We start from the raw sequence: 19463 nt of genomic DNA, 5'->3' as shown, positions 1-19463 counted from the left end.
TGGGCGCGACGGCGTGGGGGATCGAGTACTACCGCATCGTCAAGGGCTCGCCCGGCGAGCTCAACCGGGACGGCATCGAGACCGACCTCTTCGCCGGCATCTGAGGGGCCGGTGAAGCTCCTGTCGGCGCTCGCGCTGCTGCTGGGCGGCGCGGCCGTCGGGCTCGCGAGCGTCGCCCTGCACCCGCTGTGGTGGGGACTGCTCCTCGGCGTCGTCGCCACCTCCGCGGCGCTGTGGGCGCTGCCGCCCGGGTGGTGGCTGCGCGCGGCGTTCGGTGCCGGCTGGGCGGCGATGGCGGCCTACCTGTCCGTCCCCCGCCCCGAGGGCGACTACGTGATCTCCGCCGACGCCCAGGGCTATGCGCTGCTCGGCTTCGGCGTGGCGGTGCTGATCTTCAGCCTGGCGACGCTGCCGGCGCCGACTTTCCGGGCCGGGGGGCGCCTCCGGAAGTGAGGGGCCGTCCTTCGTAGACTGACGCGATGAGCCTGTGGGACGACACGACGCCCAGCGAGTCCGACCCGCGCCCCGAGCGCAACGGGGGCCGCGTGGTGCTGCTCGTCCTGGTGGGGCTGGCCCTGCTGGTGGGGGGTGGCTACGCCGCCGCCTACCTCGCCGCGGGTGACAAGGTGCCGCGCGGCACGACCGTCGCCGGCGTCAGCATCGGCGGGCGCACGCAGGCCCAGGCCGCCCAGGCGCTGGAGGAGGGGCTGGTCGACAGGGTCGACGCCCCCATCACCGTCACGGTCGGTGACCGGACCGAGGCCGTGCAGCCCGAGGATGCGGGCCTGTCGGTCGACTACCTCGCCTCGGTCGCCGAGGCCGGTGGTGAGCAGAGCTGGCAGCCCCAGCGACTCTGGGACTACTACACCGGTGGCGACGACCTCGACGCCGTCGTGAGCGTCGACGAGGGCAAGCTCGACGCGCTGGTGGAGCGGCTCGGCGGCGACCTCGGCAGCGAGCCCGTCGACGGGGCCGTCGACTTCCGGCGCGGCGAGATCGTCGTGACCGACCCCGTCGTGGGCGAGGGGCTCGACCCGGAGGCCGCGCGCGAGGCCCTCGTCTCGGCGTACCTCTCCGACGAGGCGGACGTCGAGCTCACCCTGACCGACATCGCACCCGACATCGACATGGCCGACGTGCAGAGCGCGCTCGACGACTTCGCCAACCCGGCGCTGTCGAGCTCGGTCACGCTGGTCTTCGGCGACTCGCCCGTGCGGCTGCAGCCGCGCGAGTTCGCCCGGGTGCTGGGGATGAGGGCCGAGGAGGGCGTGCTGGTGCCCGAGCTCGACACCGACCGGCTGACCGCGCTGGTCTCCGAGGGGATCAGTCAGGACGGCGCGCCCGTGGATGCGTCCTTCGAGGTCGTCGACGACAAGCCGCGCGTGGTGCCGGCCAAGCCGGGGGTCACCTACGAGCCTTCGGTCGTCACGGAGGCGTTCCTGACCCTGGTCACGCGGCCCGAGGGCGAGCGCGAGATGGAGGTCGAGGCGACCGTCGTCGACGCCGACTTCACGACCAAGGAAGCTCGTGCGCTCAAGATCCGCGAGCAGGTGTCGACGTTCACGACCTACTTCCCCTACGCCGACTACCGCAACATCAACATCGGCCGGGCCGCCGAGATCGTGGACGGCACCGTGCTCGAGCCCGGCGAGACCTTCTCCCTCAACGACATCGTCGGCGAGCGCACTCGCGAGAACGGGTTCACCGAGGGCTTCATCATCAGCCACGGCATCTTCTAGGAGGACCTCGGCGGCGGGGTCTCCCAGATGGCGACGACCACCTTCAATGCCGCGTTCTTCGCCGGGCTCAAGGACGTCGAGCACAAGCCGCACTCGTTCTACATCGACCGCTACCCCGTGGGGCGCGAGGCCACCGTCGCCTTCGGTTCGATCGACCTGCGCTTCCAGAACGACACCACGTACGGCGTGCTGGTGAAGGCCTCGCTCAGCCCCAGCACCCCGTCGTCGCAGGGGGTGCTGACGGTCTCGATGTATTCCACCAAGACGTGGGACATCACGACCTCGACCTCGGACCGCTATGCCTACGTCTCACCCGCGACGCGCACGCTGGACACGCCCGACTGCTACCCCAACACCGGCTACTCCGGCTTCCAGGTCGACGTGTTCCGCTACTTCAGCAGGCCGGGGTCGGACGAGGTGGTGCGCGAGGAGAAGTTCCACACCGACTACACCGCGTCCGACACGGTGATCTGTCGGCCGCCGGGCTCGATCGACGACTGAGTCCGCACCGCGAGCGCGAGCAGGTCGCGGTCGCGGCCTTGAGCAGCCAGGAGGCAGGCCGCACGCGGCAGCCCGGGCCCGGTGACAGGCACGGTGAGGGCGGGCAGCCCGCCCAGGCTGGCGAAGCAGGTCAGCCGCAGGGTCGCCGCCTCGGCCGCGGCGAGGTCGGCGTCGAGACGGGGAGCGACGGACGGAGCGGCCGGGAGCACGACGAACCGGTCGGCCACCAGCTTCCTGACGGTCTCGCCGGCTCTGACGACGGTCGCGGCTGCCTCTGCTGCCGCGTCGGCGGGGACGGCGGCGCCGGCGAGGAAACGGACCCGCACCGCAGGGCTGAGGTCGTCGATGCACTCGGCCAACCACTCGCGGTGCTCCTGCCACGCCTCGGCGGCCTGGACGGTGACGAACGCCTGCACCCAGGATTCGAGCTCACCCAGGTCCCACGACTCCTCGGTCGCGCCGAGCTCGCGGGCGTAGTCACCGACCGCTTCCGCCACGTCGGGTGCGGCCAGACTCAGGAGCTCCGGGACGACGACCACGCGGTTGTGGTCGCGATCCAGCGCCAGTCGCAACGACGGTGGCACGAGCACGTCACCGGTGGCCGCGAGGACGGCGCTGTCGCGAGCGAGCCAGCCGATCGCGTCGAAGGTGGGGCTGAGCGGCACCACGCGGTCGCGCGACAACGACGCGTGCGTCGTACGCAGGCAGTAGAGGCCCTGGTAGGCGGCCGGCACCTGGAGCGAGCCGCCGGTGTCGAGACCCACCCCGATGCTGGCGTGGCCCAGGGCAACGGCGCTGGCGGCCCCGGATGCGGCGCCGCCCGGCACGCGGCGCGGCGCTTGGGGGTTGGGCGCGGTGCCGTAGTGGGGGTTGACACCGAAGGCGGACCAGCCGAGCTCGTCGGTGCGACAGATGCCGCGCAGGTCCGCGCCGGCGTTCAGCAGTGCGGAGACGACGGTCGCGTCCCAGTCCTCGGCCGAGGCGTTCGCCAGCCAGGCCGGGCTGCCGGCGCCGATCTGCTGGCCCGCGACCGCGAGCAGGTCGCTGACGGCCATGGCCTCCCCGGACAGCGGCCCGTCGGGTGTGCCCGGGACGAGCGGGTCGCCCACGGCCCGCCACACCCGCGTGTCGAGGGCCTGCGTGCCCGGGGGAGAGGTGTGGATGGCGGTGACCAGCCAGGTGTCGTCGCGACTGACCCAGACCTGGGTCTCGGAGCCCCAGGCGCCGGTCTCGTCCTGCATCGTGAGGGTGATGACGGCGCACTGGCCGTCGATGGGCAGGAGGTGGAACGTGCCGATCTCCTGGCCGTCGCGCGCAGGGGGCTCGGAATGGGCGGTGGTGGCCATCGAGGTGATCAGGTCACTCCCGATCACGAGCCCTTCGGGTCCGGCGTACGTCGCCCCGGAGCCCGGCACCCACCAGTGAGCGACTGTGGCCGGATCACCGCTCGCGAGCGCGTGCTCGAAGTGGTCGAAGGCCTCCAGAAGACCCTCGGGAGCCGACTCGAGCCACGGTGACAGATCACGCACACACGTAAGGTAGCGGCTTGTTGTTTCTTGTCTGTTATCCACCAGGGGGGTTGTTTTCGGTGCGGCTAGACCTGTGGTCCTAGGACCTTGGGGAAGTTTCTGCCGTTGCGACGGGCTCTTACGGGGCGGGGGTCACCTCGGGTGGCCGACGGAAATTTGGTGACCAGCTCCGGTGGCGAGGACCCGGTGACGGGGTCCGGATCAGCTCCGGACCATGGGCTCGGCGATGGCTCCGCTGCCACCCCACCACCGAGGCGCCTGTGCCACCGGGCCTTCGCCACCGTCGATCCCCGGGAGCAGCGTTGCGGCGCCGATCCCCAGGACGTGCATGGTCGCCGTGCGCAGCGGCCCATTGGAGGGCATCGCGAGCCGCAGGCGATGTGCCTCGACGGGGCTCACGGAGCCGACGACCTGGCTGAGGGCCATGAGTGCGGCGACCCGCACCGGAAGGCGGTGGTCGGTGAGACCGCGCTCGAGAAGGCTCGCGCGGTGGGCCTCGTCGGCCACGTAGGTCATCGTGGTCATGGCAGCGACGGCCATGAGCTCGTCGGCATTGCCCGCATGCAGCAGCAGCGGGGCTCCGAGCTGCCCGCGGTAGGGACTGGCGGCCAGCAGCAGCGCCGCCTGGTGGCGGCGTGCGTGGCAGACGTGGAAGAACGCCTCGCGGATCAGTCGCTGCAGCATGGGATCGGGGTCGACCGCATGCGGGGTGTGTGTGCGCTCCTGGACCGTCGTTGCCATCCTGGCCGACACGGAGCGGGCTGTCTCGGGGTGGCTGATCTCCGCCTGGGTGCTGGCCATCTCGAGCGCAGCTCGGGTCTCGGTGTCGGAGATGGACCTCATCAGGCGTGCCTGGTGGAGCAGGGGCAGCTGGAGGTAGATGTTGAGGGCGTCGATGCTCTGCAGCATCGAGCGGGAGCAACGGAGGATCTCGGTGGCCGTCGTCGTGACGCGGTCGAGCTCGACCTCATTGAGCTGACCTCGTTGCAGCTTGCCCGTCAGGGCCCAGGAAGCACCGGCTCGACGGTGCGAGGGGCTGTCACTCAGTAGTCGCAGGAGCAGGTCGTTGGCCTGGGGGTCGTCCACCTCCTGGAGCAGGACGAGGGGGTGGGTGACGAACTCGGTGGCCGGGTTGGTGACGATGCTGCCGATCGCGCGCACGGCCGCGCGGCGGGAGTCGGGGTGGGCCACGAGCAGGCGCAGGGACTTGAAGCGGGAGAGGTAGGCCAGACCCGTGGACCTGCCGAGCTCCTGCGCAAGCAGGTCTGCGGTCTGCGCCCAGGTCGCAGGGAGCAGGTAGAGGTGATGGTGCCGGGTCAGGAGCTCGGCGAGCTCGATCCATAGGTGACCGGGGGCGCGTCCAGCCAGGACTTGGATGAACAAGGCGTCGAGTCGCTCATGCACCGCGTGGGTGTCGTGCTCGACGTGCCCGCGACCAGGGGGGGGCATGTCGCTGGTAGGTATCAGCGCCGTGGCGCCCAGGGTGAGCTGGCCAGGCGCGAGATCGAGAACCTGCTCGTAGGCGGCGATGACGGTGCTCGCGACCGGCAGGTGGCCGGTCTCCCATCGGCTGAGGCGCGTCGAGTCCACCACGATGCCCCGGGCCTGCAGCTGCTGGATGAAACGGTCCCGGCGTGCCAGGTCGGGGTCGGTCGAGTGGATCCTCGAGACGCCGAGGAGCCAAGCGGTGCGGTGTCGCAGGCTGGTCATCGGCCCTGTGATCGGGGTGGGATCAGCGGGCAACCGGTAGGGCCGCCCGCGCTTTCGCGGCGGTGCCGGGCCACCGTCCCATGCCCGACTCACGGGAAGTGCGTGGTGATCGATGGTCACGAACGATGCCTTCCCCATGTTCCACGGCGCGACGCGCCGTGGTCGTTCCTAGCCCCCGAGGCGGAAGCATCCACGGCAGGGCGACCCCCGTCCACTCCGACAAGATGACAATTGCCTGCGCCATGGAAAACACCTGTATTCCACGCTTGAATCCTTTCTTGCAGGTGCCGGGATAATCCGCAAGAAATAACGACAAATACCCCCCGAAATAGGGGCCCTTGCCCACTCATCTAGGGGTGGTGGCGGAGATCAGGCCAGGTGAGACGCAAGAAATGCCCCTCTTTAATTGCGATTGGTTGCGTGCTGTTGCATCTAATGCGCACGCTTTCAGAGTGCCGCATACATTCCCTCATGCAACGAGTGCTCACGCTTCGTCTCGGCTTCGGCCTGAGCATTCCTGAATGCAGATCGAGACTTCGGTCTGACACACGATTCCGAAAGGATCACCATGAATCGCAGCGGCATGAAACGTGGACTGGCCGTCTCGGCCATCTCCGCGCTGGCTCTCACAGGACTGGCGATGACGCCGGCCCAGGCCCAGACGGTGGGTCAGGGGACCAATCCCTTGACGCTCTACTCGCAGGGCTCGGGGTTCGCGTCGACCCGCAACGACGGCAACAACACGACGGTCACCCTGCTCGCAGGCTTCCCGAACTCGATCGGCGCCAACCTGGTCAACTCGGTCCGGTTCTCCTACACCGGAGGCCCCATCGCCACCGTGGTCCCGGACAACGGGGTCGCGGCCTTCGAGTGGGCCGCTCCGGCGGGCACCTGGAGCGTCACGGTGCAGGCCCTCGACAACGGCAACAACGTCATCGCCACGGACACGCGTCCCGTCGTGGTCACCAACGGCACCAACGACGCGGTGGACTTCGCCAATGTTCTGCGTGCCGAAGCGGGTCAGTGGAACGGTGAGATCGTCGTGCGCGGCACGACCAGCGGTGACCTCGTCGATGTCAACGCGGTCGGGCCCGATGTCGTGACCGCAGCCAACTCCGCAATCCTGTCTGCCGGTCCCGGTGGGCTGAGCACCTTCACCGGCATCGTGGACATCGGTGCCAACAACACCGGCGACGCCACGGACGACGTGGTGGTGCAGGCAGTCGGCAGCGAGTTGGACCCCCCTCTCAGCGGCGGCGACGACGTCACGGTCGTGACGGTCTACGACCAGACGGTCAGCAACGTGGCCAAGGCGCTCAAGGCCGGCTCGGTCGTCAACGTTCCTGTAGGGAGCGGCGCCAACACGACCTACGTCTTCACTGCGACCGACCAGAAGACCAGGACCATCCAGGGCCTGGACTTCTACGAGTCCGACGCGGCTGGAGCAGCCAACGACGGCAACGGTGACGTGCTTTCCGGCGCAACCGACGTCAACGGCATGTTCGAGGTCACCCTCAACGAGGCTGACATCGACAACGGCACTGATGGCGACCCAGCGATCAACGCTCAGGCGTCCTACTACGTGGTGGACGTCAACGAGAACGGCACCTACGAGAACGGGACCGACTTCCTCTTCGACGTGCGGCAGACGCGCTACGTCTCCGTCGCGACGACGGTCACCATCACCAACGAGCTGGGCACGGCGATGGATGACGAGGAGGACTCCAACGTCACGTTGCTGGTCAAGGACCAGAACGGCAATCCGATGAGCGGCGCGACCGTGCGCTACAAGATCGACCGGGTCAACCTGAACCCGGCCATCGTGCCCATCAACGGCGCCTACGTCGACCTCGTGACCGGAGCCGACGGCAAGGCGACGTTCAACTACGTCGCGAACAACAACGACTCGGAGACGGTCACGATCAGCTCCTACGTCAACAACGACGGCAACCCCAACCCGACTCCCGGTGATGCGATCGCAGCGCCCTACGTCATCGAGTCCGACACCACCTCGGTGCTGTGGGACAACGGCTCGACCGCTCAGGCGCTCGTCGGGTCGACCACGATCCAGCGGGGCAGCCTGGTCCAGGACAACTTCGACAACCCGCTGCCCAACCGGCCGCTGGACATCGACTACGTCTCGGGCACGGGTGGGCCGGGCAACTCGATCCTGGCGCCGCAGCCGGCACAACCGGCCGGCACCACGCGCGGCTCGAACTTCGAGGCCAACGTCGTGACCTTGGCTGACGGCACCTTCGGTGTCGCGGTCCAGGACCCTGCCGTGCCCAACGGCCAGGAGCTCGACGCCCAGCTCATCGTGTCGTCGGACGCCCTGCCCAACGGGCTCGACACCGAGAACGACCCGGTCACGTTGGAGATCGACTTCCTGCGCTCGCTGGCGCCGGCGGTCATCCGGATCATCAACGACGACACGGGCACAGCCGCTGATGGGCTGCTTGCGCCCTTCACGGCCGCTCTGGTCCCCGGTGGTCTCGGCCTCGGCCACGTCGAGGCGTTCAACGCCGACGGCATCGCCCTGACCGACCTCGTCGTCAACATGAGCATCAGCCAAGGCAACTTCGTCAACATCGCCACCAACCCGTTCGAGCCGACCCCGGCGCCGGGCGCGCCCATCGACTTCGCGTCGGCCGGCAAGACCATCGCGGTGACGACTGACGACAACGGTGAGGGGCTCTTCGTCGCCAACATCGAGCGCAACACCGGCTTCGACGACGACGGGCTGGTGGATGACTCGATCACCGCCTCCGCCGGAGGCAAGAGTGACTCGCACGACCTCACCTGGACGACCAACGCCGTCCCGTTGAACCCGCGTGCGGCCAACCCGCTCGTGGTCGCGCTCTCGAGCGACCAGGACTCCTCGATCCTGCCGCAGGCGCGAGCCGGCGACCGGACCGGCACTGGACAGACCGTGGACTACGACGCTTCCACCTTCGACCAGTTCGGAAACCCGACCTCGCAGGTGCTCAACACGACCGACAACACGCCGGTGGCCGCCGTCGTGGGAGGCGCTCTCTCCCGATTCGCACTCGGGCAGCCTGCGATCCAGGCCTTCGCCGATGCGGCGACGAGCCAGACGATCAACGTGGAGCTGACCGACGCCGTGGAGTCCATCTACGTCGACAACCCGGAGACCTCGGCATTCGACCCGGCCAACCCCGGCGCCGCCTTCACGACGGTGCCTGTTGACATCGAGGCGAACACCGCGGCGATCAACTGGTACGAGCTGGACTACGACGCCTCCCGGGCGACGATGTCCTTGGCGCAGCAGGGTCCGGACTCGGTCCCCGCAGGCTCGGCCGTCACTGAGGTCCTCACCGCGATCGACCAGGAGGGCCAGCCCATCGAGGGCATGCCCGTCGGGTTCCTCCGGGTGGGTCCCTCCGCCGACGGAGACTCCGACGGCAACGCCAGCGACACCACGAATGCTGCCGGGCAGGCGTTCTACGACTTCGCCGGCAACCAGGCGGGGACGGCGTCGATCACGGCGGTCATCTTCAACGACGAGTTCGTGCGTCAGTACACCGTGGGGCCGGACAATGTCACCTTCACCGGTGGACAGCCCGGCGGCAAGGACAGCATCAGCCCCCGTGCCGCAGGCAGGGACAAGGGCCGTCGGGACCAGATCACCGTGAAGGCTCCCAAGGCCTTCGGTGCGACGGTCCAGCTGTTCAGGCTCGCCAACGGCAGGCGGGTCCTGGTGAAGACCGGAGCCCTGAACGCGACCGGAGTCAAGGTGTTCACCGTCACCGACAAGAACGGGGCCAGGGCGACGCGCTACTTCGCAGTCGTCAGGGCGACGGCCCGCACCACGAGGGGGACGAGCAACATCGCCCGTGTCCAGTAGTCCGGTCGGCCTCGGCTGACTCGTCCTGGAAATAGGGGGTGGCCCGGTTCGCCGGGCCACCCCTCTTCCGCCGCCAGGGTCGTGCGCCCGGCACGACATCTCCTGAGGCTGATCCCACAGTCGCGGTTCGGGGCATTCGCTGCTGCCGCTGCGAGCGGGTGCCCCGAATCGCTCCGTACGCCGCGAGCGGTTCGGGGCACCGTACCGTGTGCTCGTGCTGGTCCACTTCCGCCTGACGACGCCGGTCGCGATGAGCGACGCCGTCCGCGACTTCCTCCTCGACAACCACTCGATCACCAACCTGACCGTCCAGCCGGGCGCGGTGGTGAAGCCCGCGGGCGACCTCATCGAGTGCGACGTGGCGCGCGAGCACGCTGGTGAGGTGCTGACCTGCCTGCGCGACCTCGGGGTGCACGAGCAGGGCGGCATCGTGATCACGGCGCCGACCGGCACGCCGTTCGAGACGGCCCGCCAGCTCGAGGCGGACGCGCCCGGGCACCCGGACGACGCCGTCATCTGGGAGTCCGTCGAGGGCCAGGCGGAGGCGGGAGCCGTGCCCACGTTGAGCTTCCACGTCTTCCTGGTGATCGCCGTGGCACTGGCCGGCATCGCGGTCGTCACCGACTCGGCCGTGCTCGTCATCGGCGCGATGGTCGTGGGGCCGGAGTTCAGCGCGATCGCGTCGGTCTGCGCCGGCATCGTCCTGGGCCGCTGGGGCCTGGTCGGACGGAGCCTGCGCCTGCTCGTCCTCTCCTTCGCCTTTGCGATCTTCGTCGTGACGCTCATGGCCCTCGTCGCGCACGGGACCGGCCTGCTCACCGACGCCGATGTCTCGAGACCTCGGCCCAACACCGGCTTCATCTGGCACCCCGACGCGTGGTCGTTCGTCGTCGCGCTCTTCGCTGGGGCCGCGGGCGCGCTCGCGCTCGCGATCGAGCGCTCCGCCACGATGGTCGGCGTCTTCATCAGCGTGACGACGGTGCCTGCTGCGGGCAACCTCGCCCTGGGCATCGCCGTGTGGGACCAGGGCGAGATCCTCGGCTCGCTGGCCCAGCTCGGCGCCAACGTGGCCGGCATGGTCATCGCCGGGAGCCTGCTCCTGCTGCTGGTCCGCACGACCTGGCCGTGGCTGGTCGCGCACTCCGAGAGGATCTTCGGCAGCGGTCAGGCCCGCGCGAGGTAGCGGTAGCGGTGGTGCTCCCGGAAGCCCAGCCTCTCGTAGAGCGCGAGGGCCGGCTCGTTGTCGCCCAGCACCTGGAGGTACGCCGTCGTCGCCCCACGCTGGGCACCCCAGTCGAGGAGGGCGCCCATCACCGCGAGCCCGAGGCCACGGCGCCGGTGGTCGGGGGAGACCTCGATGCTGCGGAAGCCGACCCAGTCGCGGCCGAAGGCAGCCACGCCACCCGCGACAGGCACGTCACCGTCACCATCGACGACGTGTGCGATCGCCTGGTCGCCGCTCTCCGCGAGCCGGACCTCGAGGTCGGTCACAGCCGCGCCACGCAGGGCCCGCGCGGCCAGCGACACGGAGGTCACCTGGAAGACCGTGTCGGCGTCGGTGCTCTCGGGCACCCACCCGCGGTCCTCGAACAGCGAGCACTCGGCCGAGTCGGGCAGCACGGCCGCGATCGGTCGTTGGTCGACGCCGTCGTAGAAGCCGACGACCCGGGCGTAGGCCTCGTCGCCGGACAGACCCGACGCGCCGAACGCCAGCACCGAGTTGGCCCGGCGCGCGGTCGCGGTGGGGGAGCGGCGCAGCACCCAGTCGCCGAGCGGCTCGGTCTCGAGGTCGGCGAAGAGGGCGAGGCCCAGCACCTGGGCGTCACGGGCCGGCACGCGGTCGCGCACGGACGGCCGCTGCGGCACCGGCTTGCCCGACACGATGTCGCCGATCTCGATCCGCACCGGAGCGCCCGCTGCCGGCTGGACGACGCACACCCCGTCCCCCCACGCGACACAGGTGCCGAGCAGGTCGGTCAGCGCCGGGCCACCGGTGGGACCCGTCTCGCCGCGGACGACTCGTCGTACGACGACGCGCTGGCCGACGACGTGGGGTCCCAGGCGGTGCTGGCCGACACCGACATCGCCCACATGGTGGGGTTCCTGCACTCCGGGCACGCGGTGATACTAGGCTGAGCCCGCTCTCAGGGATTGCCCCGATCTACTGTCCTCAGGAGGACCCGGTGACCTACGTCATCTCCCAGCCGTGCGTCGACCTCAAGGACCGCGCGTGTGTCGACGAGTGTCCTGTCGACTGCATCTACGAGGGCAAGCGGATGCTCTACATCCACCCCGACGAGTGCGTCGACTGTGGTGCGTGCGAGCCGGTCTGCCCCGTCGAGGCGATCTTCTACGAGGACGACGTGCCGGAGCAGTGGAAGGACTACTACACCGCCAACGTCGGGTTCTTCGAGGACCTCGGCTCGCCCGGTGGCGCGGCCAAGATGGGTGAGATCGACAAGGACCACCCGATCGTCGCCGCGCTCGACCCGCAAGAGCACGACGAGTGACCCGGGGAGTCCGGACGACGGTCTCCTCGAGGCTCCCGGACTTCCCCTGGGACCACCTGACGTCGTACGCCGCCACGGCGCGCGAGCACGCTGACGGGAACGTCGACCTCTCGGTCGGCACCCCCGTCGACCCCACCCCCGCCGTCGTCCAGGACGCGCTGCGGGCGGCGGCGGACTCGCCGGGCTACCCGCTGACGATCGGCCTGGTCGAGACGCGCCAGGCCGCCATCGACTGGCTGGCGCGTCGGCACGGCGTCACGGGCCTCGGTCTCGACGGCGTGCTGCCGGTGATCGGCTCCAAGGAGCTGATCGGCTCCATGGCCGGCCACCTCGGCATCGGTGCGGGCGACCTCATCGCCTACCCGGCGCTGGCCTACCCGACCTACGAGGTCGGCGCGGCGCTGGTCGGCGCCCGGGCCGTGGCCACCGACTCGCTGACCTCGCTCGGTCCCGAGACGCCCGCGCTGCTCTGGCTCAACTCGCCGTCCAACCCCAGCGGCCGGGTCCTGCCCCCCGAGCACCTCAAGAAGGTCGTCGACTGGTGCCGCGAGCGCGGCACGATCCTGGTCTCCGACGAGTGCTACCTCGAGTGCGCGTGGGAGGCATCGCCCGTCTCGGTGCTCCACCCCTCGGTCTCGGGTGGTTCGCACGAGGGCATCCTCTCGGTCCACTCGCTCTCCAAGCGCTCCAACCTCGCGGGCTACCGCTGCGCCTTCGTCGCCGGTGACCCGGCGCTCGTCGGCGAGCTGCTCGCCGTGCGCAAGAACCTCGGCCTGCAGATGCCCGGCCCCCAGCAGCGCGCGATGATCGCCGCCCTCGACGACGACGAGCACGTCGCGGTCCAGCACGCGACGTACGCCGCCCGCCGGGCCTCGCTGCGCACCGCCCTGGAGGGTGCGGGGTTCCGCATCGAGCACTCGGAGGCCTCGCTCTACCTCTGGGCGACGCGCGACGAGGACTGCTGGACGACGGTCTCGTGGCTGGCGGAGCGGGGGATCCTCGTGGCGCCCGGGTCTTTCTACGGCGCTGCCGGCTCCCAGCACGTGCGGGTCGCCTTCACCGCCACCGACGAGCGGGTCGCCGCCGCCGTCGCGCGCCTGGCCTGAGTGCCGCTCCGGTCGCGTCAGCCGGGGTCGCCGATGAGGCGCCAGCGGCCGTCGGGCGCAGTCACGTCCTCGAGCCCGGTGAAGGCGACCTCGACGGTCGTGTCCCCGAAGCGCGCCCGCAGATAACCCTCGGCCAGGTGGATCACGCCCGCGGCCCGGACGAAGCGTCCGCGCAGCTGGAGGCCGAAGCTGGAGGCGCGGTCCCCGGAGCCCGGACCGCCGTCGACCACCTGGCCGGGGGCGAAGCCGAGCAGGTCGAGGAGGTGGTCATCTCCGGGGCCGCCGCGCACCACGTCCACGCCGGCGCCGCCCTGCAACGAGTCGTCGCCGCCGCCTCCCCGGAGCTGGTCGTCGCCGGACTCGGCCACCAAGGTGTCCGCGCCCTCCCCACCGATCAGGACGTGGGGCGAACGGTCCCGGCTGTTGCTGTCGGCCACCCCGGCGTAGAGGAGGTCCGAGCCGTCGCGTCCGACCAGCTCGTCGGCTCCCTCGTTGCCGTAGAGGATGTCGTCGTCGGCCGATCCCAGGATGCGATCGTCGTGCGGCGAGCCTTCGACGTGGCGGACCTGGCCCTCGATCCTGTCGGTCCCGTCCCCGGTGGCGGTGCCGGCGACCAGGTCGACCTCGACGCCTCGGGGAGAGCCCGAGAAGACGATCGTGTCGCTGGTCTCCGACGGCTCGTGCCGGTCGTCGACACCGCCGTCGAGGAGGTCGTCGCCCGGGCCGCCGACCAGCGTGTCGGCGTTCCAGCGGTAGAAGTCGTCGTCGGCGGACTCGCGGGAGTCGAGCCCACCATGGAGCTCGTCGTCGCCCGGCCCGCCGTCCAACCGGTCCTGGCCCTCACCGCCACAGATCACGTCGTCACCCTCCAGGCCATCGACGACGTCGTCGCCGTCGCCGGTCGCGATCACGTCGTCGGCGCTCGTCGCGGTGATCACGTCGTCCCCGGCCGTGCCGCTGATGGTCACGCGGCGTCCGCCGCACTCGTCCGGCAGCTCGCGCTCGGAGCCGCCGGTGCAGGCGGGGAGGGCGGCGGCCACCGCGACGAGGACGGAGGCGGTCAGTGCCGCGCGAGCGCGCGTCATGCGGAGACGTCGATGTGCACGTGGTCGCGGTGCTCGAGGATCTGCCGGTCGCCGGGACCCGAGGGCGCGTCGTAGTCGCGCCAGCCCTGGTCGGAGCGGCTCGCCGTCCAGATCCGGTCGTCGAAGATGATCGTCTTGATGTCGAGCCGGTCGGCCTGGGCCATCAGGTAGTGCGCGACCGCCCAGCCGCTCTGCTTGTTCTCGGCGTTGATCGGGCGGAAGAAGATGTCGACGGCCCGTCCCTCGTAGTGCGCGGACCCCTCGATGTGGCCGCTGCTCACGCCTCCTGGCGCGAAACCACCGAGCGCCAGGTCGCCGAACATCCCCAGCGCCTCCCGTCGTACGACGTCGGCCCGCTCGGTCAGGCCGGTCTCGAGCAGCGCGGTGTCGGCCGCCTCAGCGTCGTCGTCGATCTCGCAGCTGAACGCCTCGGGGGAGTTGCCGGTCAGGGCTGAGGCGATCGTGCGCGCGTCGAGCTCGTGGTCGGCGTAGGCGTCGGGGAAGCCCGATCGCTGCACCTCCTGCGCGGCCACGGTGATCTCGAGGCCCTCGTAGCCGTCGACCTCGGCGAGCGCGTCGTAGAACGCGTTGGTCGCATAGACCGGGTCGAGCACCTGCTCCTCGCTGCCCCAGCCCTGGGAGGGCCGCTGCTGGAAGAGGCCGAGCGAGTCCCGGTCGCCGTAGTCGATGTTGTAGAGGTCGGACTCCTGGTAGGCCGTGGCCAGCGCGATCGACGCCGCCCGCGCCGGCAGTCCTCGGCGGATGGAGATGGCGGTGATGAGTCCGGCGTTCTCCGCCTGCTCGAGCGTGAGGTCGACGCTGTGACCGTCGACGGTCGCGGTGCACTCGTCGGAGGCCGGGCCCAGCGGACCGGTGCCGGTGACCACGCCGTAGCCCACCGCGGCGACCACGGCCACGGCCGCGGCGCCGACGATCGCGGTGCCCGCTCCCCTTCGCATGGACCCATTGTCCAGAGTGGTGCTGAGCGTTGCCTGAGGAGGGCGAGCCAGGACCTGACGACGGGGGCTCGCCCTCCTCGGCCGGACGTCAGGCCTGTGCCATCGCCGCGAGCATGTGGTCCATGACCCGCGCGTGCGCGACGACGGGGCTGAAGAGGATCACCTCGGCGTCCTGCTCCACGCGCACGCTGTGGCCTGCGGGCCAGTGGAAGACGTCCCCGCCGGTGACCGTCTCGCTCGAGCCGTCGGTGTAGCTGACGACCACGGCACCGCTGATCAGGTAGCCCCAGTGCGCCGCCTGGCAGGCGTCGTCCTCGAGCCCGACGAGCAACGGCGCGATGTCGGTGCCGGCGCCGAGGGAGAAGTACTCCGCAGCGAGCGGGCCGGATGCGTCGCCGCCGAAGTCGGCGAGGTGGCGGGCCCGGGCGCCCGGGACGTCGATCTTGACCGGGATGTCGTGCTTGTCGATGCGCATGGTGGTGCCTCTCGGAGAGTCGGTGTCGGCGGGAGCCGGCGGGAGTGCTGCTGACACTCCTCAGGCGTGACAAGCGGTGTCACAATGCGACAGTGACGGCGCTGGCGCGGGCTCAGGCGGCGCTGGATCGTGGAGCGTGGCGGGAGGCTCGTGACGACCTGCGCTCCGATGAGGCGACGGCCGGGGACCCAGCTCGGCTGGAGCTGCTGGCCCGCGCCTGCTATGGCGACGGTGACCTCGAGGCCGCGGTGTCGTCCTACGAGGACGCGCACCGGCTGCTGGTCGGTGCGGGGGAGGAGGTCGAGGCCGCGCGCGTGGCGGCGATGGTCGCCCTCCACCTCATGATGGACACCGGGCTGATGGCGCCGGTGCGGGGCTGGTTGGCTCGTGCCGAGCGGCTGTTGGCAGGTCACGGCGACGTGCCGCCGTACGCCCTGGTGGCGATGGTGCGCACCTACGAGCGCTTCATGAGCGGCGATGCCGTGAGCGCGACGCAGCAGGCGGCGCTGTCGATCGAGCTCGGCGAGCGGCACGACGTGCTGCCCGCTGTGGTGGTCGGGCGTACGGCGGCGGCGCGACTGCGCATCTCGGCGGGGGACGTCGAGGGCGGCCTGGCGCTCCTCGACGAGGTCGCCGCCGTGCTGATGTCCGGCGACGTCGACGCCCTGACGACCGGGATGATGTATTGCGAGCTCATCTGCGCCGCTCAGAACCTGGCGCACCACGAGCGGGCGCGGGAGTGGACCGACGTCATGGAGCACTGGCGCCACGGCGTCGCCTTCGGGGCGATCCATGGCCGCTGCCGGGTGCACCGCGCCGAGCTGCTGAGGGTCTCCGGGCCGGCCGGTGCTGCGGAGACCGAGGCGCTTGCCGCGTGCGCCGAGCTGCGGCCGTGGATGCGCCGCGAGTTCGGGTGGCCGCTCGTCGAGCTCGGCACGATCCGGCTCCGCGCCGGCGACCTCGACGGGGCCGACGAGGCGTTCCGGAGCGCGCACGAGCACGCCTGGTGCCCGCACCCCGGGCTGGCCCTGCTGCGCCTGGAGCAGGGGAGGCCCGGCGAGGCGGCCGAGCTGATCGCGTCCGCCATCGAGCACCCGCTCGACATCCCCTCCAAGGAGCGTCCGCCCTTCGACGAGCTGCGCCTGGCCCCGCTGCTGGAGGCGCAGGCGGCCATCGCGTCGGTCACGGGCGACGTGGTGACGCTGGAGCGTGCGGCGTCGGCGTTGGAGGCGATCGCCGAGCGCTATCCCACGACGGGGCTGGCGGCGACGGCTTCCTTCGCCCGCGGCCGCGCGGCTCTGGCCCAGGACCGCCTGCCGCAGGCGGCCGAGTGCTGTGCGGTCGCGATCAGCAGCTGGGTCGAGGCGGGTGCGCCGTACGAGGCAGCGGTGGCGCGGGTGGTCCTGGGCGACGTGCATCAGGCTGCTGGGCAGCACGCACCGGCCCGACTGGAGTGGGAGAGCGCGCACGCCGCCTTCGTCGCCTTCGGCGCGCTGGGTCAGGCGTCCCGGGTCGCCCGGCAGCTCCAGCCGTCTGGGGGCGCGGACGGTCTCCTCCCGGAGGTGGGTTCCGAGGTGGGCCCGACGGTCGCGACGTTCCGCCGGCAGGGGGGTCTGCGTCGAGTGGGACTCGCGGGTGTGGAGATCGATCTCGTCGATCTCGTCGGCTTCCGCTACCTCGAACGTCTGCTCGCCGAGCCCGGTCGCGAGCACCACGTGCTCGACCTGGTCGCGCAGGAGCAGGGTGTCGTCACGCGTCCGGGCGGGTGTGTCGAGGGCTCGGTCGACGTCGGTGCGGGGCTCCCGGTCCTGGACGACGTGGCCCGGGAGGCCTATCGTCGCCGCCTGCGCGAGGTCGACGAGGACATCGAGGAGGCTCGCTCGATGGACGACCTGGGACGACTGGCCCTCGCCGAGCGCGACCGCGACTACCTCGTCCACGAGCTCGCCAGCGCCGTCGGACTCGGCGGCCGCCCGCGTACGACGGGCGGCAGCGCCGAGCGCGCCCGCAGCAGCGTCACGCGTTCACTGCGCTACGCCCTGCGACGCCTTGCCGAGCAGCACCCCGACCTCGCCGCCCACCTCGACCGCACCGTGTGCACGGGCACCTACTGCTCCTACCGCGCCGACCCGCTGGTCCCGGTCGTGTGGGAGCTCCGGTGAGACCGAGGCGCGGGCTCGAAAATTTCTTTGGTTGATGTACCCCAGGTGGGGGAATCGCGCCGTCCTCAGGGGTCCTACTGTCGGTGGGTCCTGCTTCGATGGGTCCATGACCAGCACCGGGCAGCACGTCGATCGGGGACACCCGGTCGGTGTCGCGCTCGGACATCTGAAGGACCGGCTCGCGCTGCTGGGCCAGGGGCCGGTGTGGTCGATGCGTGACGCGGAGGTCCGCCAGGCGGTGCTGGACCTGACCGAGGTCGCCTCGATGGTCGCGGCTCTCGAGATCACGCTGCTGGCTCATGCGCACCGCACGGGTGCTGTTGACGAGGTGGGGGCGACGTCGGTGGCGGCGTGGTGGGCTCACGAGAGCCGGATGACCGCGGTGGAGGCGCACCGGCGGGTCACGCATGCGGTGGCGGTCGAGGAGCGTCATGCCGAGGTCGGTGCCGCGTTGGCGGCGGGTGGGTTGCGTGCGGAGCAGGCCCGGGTGGTGGTGGACGCTGTGGATGCGCTCCCTGCGGAGGTTGACGCCGCGGTGCGGGACCAGGCGCGCGCGCATCTGCTCGCGGAGGCCGAGCACCATGACGCGCGAGCCCTGCGGGTCCTGGGCCGACGGGTCCTGGACGTGGTCGCCCCCGAGGTGGGGGAGGCGCAGCTCGCGAAGGACCTGGCTGCCGAGGAGAGGGCTGCGGAGGCGGCGCAGAGGCTGACCATGTCGGACGACGGGCATGGCCGGACGCATGGCCGGTTCACGTTGCCCACGTGGAAGGCCGACCTGATGCGCAAGGTCCTGCAGGCCCTGGCGTCACCTCGACACGGCGGCTTGGGTGCGACGCCGGAGGGCATGGGGAAGGCCTTCGGGGAGTTCATCGAGCGCTTTCCGACCGACCGGGTCCCCGATGCCGGGGGCGTCCCGGCCACGGTCGTCGTCACGATGAGCCACGAGACGTTGACGGGTGGCCTTCGAGCAGCCCAGCTCGACACCGGCACGATGATCAGCCCCGGCCTGGCCCGGCAGCTCGCCTGCAGGGCAGGTGTCATCCCGGTCGTGCTCGGCGGGGAGTCGCAGGTCCTCGACGTCGGGCGCAAGCGCCGGCTGCACTCCGAGACCCAGCGCCTCGCGCTGGCTGCGAGGGACCGCGGGTGCACCACCATCGGGTGCGACCGACCCCCGGCGTGGTGCGAGGCCCACCACGACACCCCCTGGTCCCAGGGCGGCGGGACCTCGGTCGACGATGGCCGGCTGCTGTGCTCGCGACATCACCACCTCGCCCACCACCCGGCCTACGAGATGACGCACCACCCGGGCCGGAAGGTCTCCTTCACCAGGCGAGAGTGAGGGGCACGTGGCGATGAAGACGAGTGAGAGGGCCCAAGCCGTCGAGACGCACGATCAGGACGCGGCGTGCTCCCGGGTGAGCTGATGAGGGGCGGCGGGGAACAGTGCGGTTGATCGGACGTGCCTGGCACGTGCGATCAACCGCACTGTCGAGACCTGGTCCCGTCGCCACTGCGACAAGGGCCGCGATGCGCAGTGTCAGCGGTAGCCGACGAGGGTCGGGGTGGCCTCGACGACCTCGAGCGGCACGGTCGCGCCGGGGATGGTGACGGTGCCGGGCACCGGGCGCCAGACGCCGGCGTTGACGCGGAAGTCCGCGGTGTACGTCGTGTCGACCGCGGGGGTGACGGTGCCTGCGGTGAGGTAGTCGTGGGTGACCTGGAGGTCGGGGTAGGCGGCGCCCGGGGTGGTGGTCGAGGCGGTCTGGCCGTCGCCGAAGCGCCAGCCGTAGGTGGCAGGGGTGATGCGGAGGTCGACCTGTTG

General features: G+C 70.8%; 13 protein-coding genes and 2 pseudogenes. 8 read left to right on the top strand and 7 right to left on the bottom strand.

Going from position 1 to position 19463, the window contains the following annotated elements; translation table 11 throughout:
* The first annotated feature begins 111 nt into the window (after nucleotides 1-111).
* Together RMN98_RS01185 and RMN98_RS01180 are read left to right on the top strand one after the other, a co-directional pair.
* On the top strand, nucleotides 112-453 hold the full coding sequence (locus RMN98_RS01185; protein WP_309646973.1) for a hypothetical protein: 342 nt from the start codon (nucleotides 112-114) through the stop codon (nucleotides 451-453).
* A gap of 26 nt (nucleotides 454-479) precedes the next feature.
* Nucleotides 480-2240, top strand: a pseudogene (locus RMN98_RS01180) (VanW family protein).
* On the opposite strand, the gene RMN98_RS01175 reads toward RMN98_RS01180, so the two are convergent.
* Both RMN98_RS01175 and RMN98_RS01170 read right to left on the bottom strand, forming a co-directional pair.
* Complete coding sequence (locus tag RMN98_RS01175) at nucleotides 2186-3769, bottom strand: amidase family protein (protein WP_309646972.1); 1584 nt, start codon at nucleotides 3767-3769, stop codon at nucleotides 2186-2188. The pseudogene RMN98_RS01180 and the gene RMN98_RS01175 overlap by 55 nt on opposite strands.
* Before the next feature lie 201 nt (nucleotides 3770-3970).
* Nucleotides 3971-5479 carry a hypothetical protein gene (locus tag RMN98_RS01170; RefSeq protein WP_309646971.1) on the bottom strand — a complete coding sequence of 503 codons (1509 nt, stop codon included), beginning with the start codon at nucleotides 5477-5479 and terminating at the stop codon, nucleotides 3971-3973.
* Nucleotides 5480-6062: 583 nt separating this feature from the next.
* Between RMN98_RS01170 and RMN98_RS01165 the strand changes: the two genes are divergently transcribed.
* Nucleotides 6063-9344: a hypothetical protein gene (locus tag RMN98_RS01165; RefSeq protein WP_309646970.1), complete on the top strand. Its 3282-nt coding sequence runs from the start codon at nucleotides 6063-6065 to the stop codon at nucleotides 9342-9344.
* Between the two features lie 214 nt (nucleotides 9345-9558).
* Entirely contained in the window at nucleotides 9559-10527 is a 969-nt protein-coding gene (locus tag RMN98_RS01160) for a DUF389 domain-containing protein (protein ID WP_309646969.1), read from the top strand.
* Here the strand turns inward: RMN98_RS01160 and RMN98_RS01155 are convergent.
* Nucleotides 10509-11462 carry a GNAT family N-acetyltransferase gene (locus RMN98_RS01155; protein WP_309646968.1) on the bottom strand — a complete coding sequence of 318 codons (954 nt, stop codon included), beginning with the start codon at nucleotides 11460-11462 and terminating at the stop codon, nucleotides 10509-10511. The two genes, RMN98_RS01160 and RMN98_RS01155, sit on opposite strands and share 19 nt — an antisense overlap.
* A gap of 65 nt (nucleotides 11463-11527) precedes the next feature.
* Here RMN98_RS01155 and fdxA point away from each other — a divergent pair, with 65 nt between their 5' ends.
* Together fdxA and dapC are read left to right on the top strand one after the other, a co-directional pair.
* Nucleotides 11528-11854: a ferredoxin gene (gene fdxA / locus RMN98_RS01150; protein WP_309646967.1), complete on the top strand. Its 327-nt coding sequence runs from the start codon at nucleotides 11528-11530 to the stop codon at nucleotides 11852-11854.
* The gene (gene dapC, locus RMN98_RS01145; protein WP_309646966.1) at nucleotides 11851-12960 is read left to right on the top strand and encodes a succinyldiaminopimelate transaminase; all 1110 of its coding nucleotides are present in this window, start codon (nucleotides 11851-11853) and stop codon (nucleotides 12958-12960) included. The genes fdxA and dapC overlap by 4 nt, the downstream gene beginning before the upstream one ends.
* Nucleotides 12961-12977: 17 nt before the next feature.
* On the opposite strand, the gene RMN98_RS01140 is transcribed toward dapC, so the two are convergent.
* The 3 genes from RMN98_RS01140 to RMN98_RS01130 form a co-directional block, all read right to left on the bottom strand.
* Nucleotides 12978-14045 (bottom strand): calcium-binding protein, encoded by a 1068-nt coding sequence (locus RMN98_RS01140; RefSeq protein WP_309646965.1) that lies wholly within the window; start codon nucleotides 14043-14045, stop codon nucleotides 12978-12980.
* Complete coding sequence (locus RMN98_RS01135; protein ID WP_309646964.1) at nucleotides 14042-15004, bottom strand: hypothetical protein; 963 nt, start codon at nucleotides 15002-15004, stop codon at nucleotides 14042-14044. Before RMN98_RS01135 ends, RMN98_RS01140 begins: the two co-directional genes overlap by 4 nt.
* Before the next feature lie 88 nt (nucleotides 15005-15092).
* Nucleotides 15093-15479, bottom strand: coding sequence for a hypothetical protein (locus RMN98_RS01130; protein WP_309646963.1), 387 nt, complete (start codon nucleotides 15477-15479; stop codon nucleotides 15093-15095).
* A 92-nt stretch (nucleotides 15480-15571) separates the two neighbouring features.
* On the opposite strand from RMN98_RS01130, the gene RMN98_RS01125 reads away from it, so the two are divergent.
* Together RMN98_RS01125 and RMN98_RS01120 are read left to right on the top strand one after the other, a co-directional pair.
* Entirely contained in the window at nucleotides 15572-17641 is a 2070-nt protein-coding gene (locus RMN98_RS01125) for a hypothetical protein (RefSeq protein WP_309646962.1), read from the top strand.
* Between the two features lie 106 nt (nucleotides 17642-17747).
* Nucleotides 17748-18980 carry a DUF222 domain-containing protein gene (locus tag RMN98_RS01120; RefSeq protein ID WP_309646961.1) on the top strand — a complete coding sequence of 411 codons (1233 nt, stop codon included), beginning with the start codon at nucleotides 17748-17750 and terminating at the stop codon, nucleotides 18978-18980.
* Nucleotides 18981-19178: 198 nt separating this feature from the next.
* Here RMN98_RS01120 and RMN98_RS01115 read toward each other — a convergent pair.
* Nucleotides 19179-19463, bottom strand: a pseudogene (locus RMN98_RS01115) (hypothetical protein); the annotation flags it as partial.

Origin of the sequence: Nocardioides sp. (assembly GCF_031397825.1) — a bacterium.
Classification (GTDB): Bacteria; Actinomycetota; Actinomycetes; order Propionibacteriales; family Nocardioidaceae; genus Nocardioides.
Note: the sequence above shows the minus strand (reverse complement) of the source record. Positions and strands in the feature narration are given on the sequence as shown.